Annotated in this window: 1 protein-coding gene; it reads left to right on the top strand. The window is 71.9% G+C overall.

Features of this window, described 5'->3' with window-relative positions; genetic code table 11:
* On the top strand, window positions 1-5651 hold a 5651-nt coding region (locus OOT46_RS30490), incomplete at both ends, for a non-ribosomal peptide synthetase (RefSeq protein ID WP_265407385.1).

Raw genomic sequence — 5651 nt, 5'->3', positions numbered from 1 at the left:
ACGAGGGCGTGGGGCCGGACGTCCTGGTCGCCATCTGCCTGGAGCGCAGCCTGGAGATGGTGATCGCGCTGCTGGCCGTGCTCAAGGCTGGGGGCGCTTATGTGCCGCTGGACCCGGCCTATCCCACCGAGCGCCTGGCCGCGATGCTGGAAGACGCCCGCCCTCGCCTGCTGCTGACCCGGCAGCACCTTCTGGAGGCGGACACGATCCCGGTGCTGGCGCTCGACCGCGAGGCTGATCGCATCGCGCAGCAGCCCGATGCCAACCTGCTGCCCGCCGAACTGGGCCTCGGCCCCCAGCACCTCGCCTACGTCATCTACACCTCCGGCTCCACCGGCCGCCCCAAGGGCGTGATGGTCGAGCACCGCAACGTGGTGCGCCTGTTCTCGGCCACGCAGTCCTGGTTCCACTTCGACGGCCGCGACGTCTGGACCTTGTTCCACTCCTTCGCCTTCGACTTCTCGGTGTGGGAGCTGTGGGGCGCGCTGCTCCACGGCGGCCGGCTGGTGGTGGTGCCGCAGCTCACCTCGCGCTCGCCGGCCGATTTTTGGCGCCTGCTGTGCGAGGAAGGCGTGACGGTCCTGAACCAGACACCGACCGCCTTCCGCCAGCTGATGGCGGCAGCCGCAGAAGCGACCGACACCCCCGAGCCGGACCTGCGCCTGGTGATCTTCGGCGGCGAGGCCCTGGAGCTGCACACGCTGCGGCCCTGGGTCGAACGCCGCGGCGTGCAGCGACCCCGCCTGGTCAACATGTACGGCATCACCGAGACCACCGTGCATGTCACCTACCGGCAGCTCAGCCTCGAAGACATCCGCTCGGAAACCAGCAGCGTCGTCGGCTGCCCCATCCCGGACCTGCACGTGCACATCCTCGACACGCAGCGCCGGCCGGTGCCCGTCGGCGTGCCGGGCGAGCTGTATGTCGGCGGCGCCGGCGTGGCGCGCGGCTACCTCGGGCAGCCCGAGCTGAGCGCCGAACGTTTCATCGCCGATCCGTTCAGCGACCAGCCCCGGTCACGCCTGTACAAGACCGGCGATCTCGGCCGATGGCGCCCCGACGGCAGCATCGACTACCTCGGCCGCAACGACCAGCAGGTCAAGATCCGCGGCTTCCGCATCGAGCTCGGCGAGATCGAAGCCCGGCTCGCCGGCCTGCCCGGCGTGGGTGACGCGGTGGTGCTGGCCCGCGAGGACCAGCCCGGCGACAAGCGCCTGGTGGCTTATGTCACGCCGCAAGGCGGGGCCCTCCCCGACCCGGAGTCGCTGCGCACCCGGCTCAAGGCGGTGCTGCCCGTCTACATGGTGCCCACCGCCTTCGTGCGGCTGCCGGCCCTGCCGCTCACCCCCAACGGCAAGCTCGACCGCCGCGCCCTGCCGGCCCCCGACCAGGACGCGCTCGCCTTGCAGCACTACGAGGCGCCGCAAGGCGACATCGAGCAAGGGCTCGCCGCCCTGTGGCAGGACCTGCTGCAGGTCGAGCGGGTCGGCCGCAAGGACAACTTTTTCGAGCTGGGCGGCCACTCGCTGTCGGCCGTGCAGCTGATCGGGCGGATCCGCAAGGAGCTGGGTGGCGAACTGGCCCTGCGCGAGCTCTTCGCCGCGCCAACGCTGCAAGGGCTGGCGGCGCAGCTGGGCACGGGTAGCGACACGCCCGCCTCGCCGAGCATCAGCCGCGCCGATCGCGACAGCCCCCTGCCGCTGTCGCTCGGCCAGCAGCGGCTGTGGTTCCTGGACCGACTGGGCAGCGCCGGCGCGGCCTACCACCTGGGCGGCGCGTTCGAGCTCGACGGCGCGCTCGATGTCGCGGCCCTGCAGGCGGCGCTCGACGCGCTGGTCGAGCGCCACGAGATCCTGCGCACGGTGTTTCGCGACGGCGAGAACGGGCCCGTGCAGGTCATCGCGGCACGAGCGCGTTTCGCCCTGGAGACCATCGACCTGCGTGCCACACCCTTGTCCCGATGGCAGGCCGAGCTGCGCCGTCATGCCGAAGAGGCGGCGAGCGCCCCCTTCGACCTGGCCGCGGGGCCGCTGATCCGCGGCAAGCTGCTGCGCCTGGGCGAAGACCGGCACCAGCTGCTGGTCACCCTGCACCACAGCATCGCCGACGGCTGGTCGGTGGTGGTGCTGACGCGCGAGCTGGCGGCCTGCTATGCCGCTTGCCGCGACGGCGGCGCCCCGGCCTTGCCGCCGCCGCTGCTGCAGTACGCCGACTACGCGGCATGGCAGCGTGAACGGCTCGCCGGCGAAGCGCTCCAGCGCGGCCGGGCCTATTGGACGGACCGGCTGGCCGACGCGCCGGCCTTGCTCGACCTGCCGACCGATCGCCCGCGCCCGGCCCTGCAGAGCCATGCAGGCCGCCGTGTACCGCTCGCCCTGGGCCCGGACTTGAGCCGCGACCTCAAGGCGCTCGCCCAGGCGCACGGCATCACTCTGCACATGACGCTGTGCGCCGGGCTTGCGATCCTGCTGTCGCGTCTCAGCGGGCAGGACGACCTCGTCATCGGCACGCCGGTCGCGAACCGCGAGCGCCCCGAACTGGAGGGCCTGATCGGCTTTTTCGTCAACACCCTGGCGCTGCGCCTGGATCTGCAGGGCAAGCCGAGCGTGGCCGAGCTGCTGCAGCGCGTGAAAGAGGCGGCGCTGTCGGCCTATGCCCACCAGGAGCTGCCCTTCGAGCAGGTCGTCGAGGCGGTCCGCCCGGTGCGCAGCCAGAGCCACAGCCCGCTGTTCCAGGTCCTGCTGGTGCTGCAGAACACGCCGCGCGAAGCCTTCACGCTGCCCGGGCTCACGATGTCCTTGCAGGACCTGCCGCGGCACACCACGCAGTTCGACCTGACCTTGTCGCTGGAAGAGAGCGAGGGCGACATCGTCGGCCAGCTGGAATACGCCACCGACCTGTTCGAGCACGCGACCATAGAGCGCTGGGCCGGGCACCTCCGCCAGGTGCTCACCGGGATGGCCCGCGACGCGCAGCGTCCGGTCGACCAGATCGAGCTGCTCACGGCGCCGGAGCAGCAGCTGCTGCTGGAGCACTTCAACCCACCGCCGGACGACGGCATCCTCGACGAGGACGTGCAAGGTCGCATCGAAAACGAGGTGCGCCGACATCCGCAAGCGATGGCCGTCACGGACGGCGTGCGCGGCCTGAGCTATGCGGCGCTGAACCAGCGCGCGAACCGGCTGGCACGCCACCTGCGCGCCTTGGGCGTCGGCCCGGACAGCCGCGTCGCCCTGGTCCTGGAGCGCAGCGTCGACCTGGTGGTCGGCATGCTGGGCGTGCTGAAGGCGGGCAGCGCCTATGTGCCCATCGACCCCGCCGCACCGCCCGCGCGCATCGCCGCGGTGGTCGGCGACGCCGCGCCGCAGGTCATCCTCACGCAGCGGTCGCTGCGTCGGGGCTTGCCGGATCGTGCCGAGCCTATCGTCTGCCTCGACAGCGAAGCGCACACCTTGGAGGGCTACCCCGACTTCGATCCGGATCCCGCGCACTGGTCCGTGTCGCCCGAGCACCTGGCTTATCTGGTCTACACCTCCGGCTCCACCGGCCGTCCCAAGGGAGTCATGGTCGAGCGGCGCCAGCTGGCCCACCTGGTGGGCGCGATCCGGCAGCGCTACGGTCTGAACCCGGCGGACCGCGTGCTGCAGTTCGTCGCGCCCTCCTTCGACGTGGCGACCCAGGAGGTCTTTGCGGCGCTGGCCTCGGGAGCGACGCTGGTGCTGCGCAGCGAGGCCTGGATCGCCGACCCCGACAGCTTCGGCGCGCTGTGCGCCCGCCACCGCATCAGCGTGCTGCACCTGCCGACCGCCTACTGGCAGCAGCTGGCGCTCGATGCGCGCTTCCGGCTGCCCGCCGGCGTGCGGCTGGTCGCGATCGGCGGCGAAGCGGCGCAGCCTGCAGCCCTGGCCGCCTGGTTCGCGCGGCAGCCGCGCGAGGTCGAGCTGCTGAACGAGTACGGCCCGACCGAAACCACCGTCACGGCGACGCTAGCGCGCATCGACGGCGCCGACCGGCCGTCCTGCATCGGCCGTCCGCTCGGGCGCGCCAGGCTCTACCTGCTCGACGCCCGACAGCGGCCGGTGCCCATCGGCGTGACGGGTGAGATCCACATCGGCGGCCCCGGCGTGGCGCGCGGCTACCTGGGGCTGCCCGAGCAGAGCGCCGAGCGTTTCATCGACGATCCCTTCAGCCCCATGCCAGGCGCACGCCTGTACAGGACGGGCGACCTCGGCCGCTGGCGTGCCGACGGCAGCATCGATTTTCTTGGCCGCAACGACCGGCAGCTCAAGATCCGCGGCTTCCGCATCGAGCCCGGCGAGATCGAAGCTGAGCTCACCCGCGCGCCCGACGTGCGCGAGGCGGTCGTGGTCCTGCGTGAAGAGGCCCCCGACCACAGGCGTCTGGTGGCCTACGTGACGCCGAGGGGCGACCTCGCGCCCGACTTCGACGCGCTGCGCAGGCAGCTCAAGGGGAGTTTGCCCGACTACATGGTGCCCGCCGCCTTCGTGTGCCTGTCGGCCTTGCCGCTGACGTCCACGGGCAAGGTGGACCATTGCGCGCTGCCGTCGCCCGAGCCCGAGGCGCTCGCGCTGCGGGCCGATGCGGCCCCGCAGGGTGAGGCGGAAGTCCTGCTCGCTTCGCTGTGGCAGGAGCTGCTGCAGGTCGAGCAGGTCGGCCGTCACGACCACTTCTTCGACCTGGGTGGGCATTCGCTGCTGACGCTGCCGCTGATCGAGCGCCTGCGCGAGGCAGGCTGGCACGCCGAGGTGCGCCAGGTGTTCGGGCATCCGGTGCTGGCGGAGCTGGCTGGTGTGCTGCGCCCCGCGCGGCAGGCCGAGGCCTTCGTGGCACCGCCGCAGCGCATCCCTGCGGACTGCGACGCGCTGCGGCCGGAGATGCTGGCGCTGGTCGGGCTCACCCAGCCACAGATCGACACCATCGTCGCCCGTGTGCCGGGCGGCGCACGCAACATCCAGGACATCTACCCCCTCGCGCCGCTGCAGGACGGCATCCTGTTCCACCACCGGCTGCACCCGCAGAATGACACCTACCTGATGTCGCTGCTGCTGCAGTTCGGCACGCCGGACCGGCTCGACGCCTTCCTGTCGGCGGTACAGGCGGCGATCGACCGTCACGACATCCTGCGCACCGCCGTGCTGAGCGAAGGCCTGTCGCGGCCGGTCCAGGTGGTGTGCCGCCGGGCGGTGCTGCCGGTGCAGGCGCTGGCCTTGCAAGAAGGCAGCGACCCGGTGACGCAGCTGCGCGCCCACCTGGCCCCCGAGCGGCTGCAGATGGACCTGCAGCAGGCGCCCTTGCTGCGCGCCGAGGTGGCCCGCGAGCCGGGCGGCCCGCGCTGCTGGGCCCTGCTGCAGTTGCACCACATCGTCGGCGACCATGTCTCGCTGGAGATCATCCTGGCGGAGGTGAAGGCCCACCTGGAGGGCCGTGCCGCGCAGCTGCCGGCGCCGGTGAGCTACCGCGACTTCGTCGCCTACACCCTGGCGCACGCCGACCAGGCCGAGGCCGAGGCCTTCTTCCGCGAACAGCTCGCCGACGTGCACGAGCCCACCCTGCCCTTCGGCCTGCTCGACGTGCACGGCGACGGCCAGTCGATCGAGGAGGCCACGCTGGAGCTGCCGGCTTCGCTGGCG

Source organism: Aquabacterium sp. A7-Y (genome assembly GCF_026153205.1).
Classification (GTDB): Bacteria; Pseudomonadota; Gammaproteobacteria; order Burkholderiales; family Burkholderiaceae_C; genus Caldimonas.
This window is presented reverse-complemented; position numbering and strand designations above follow the sequence as displayed.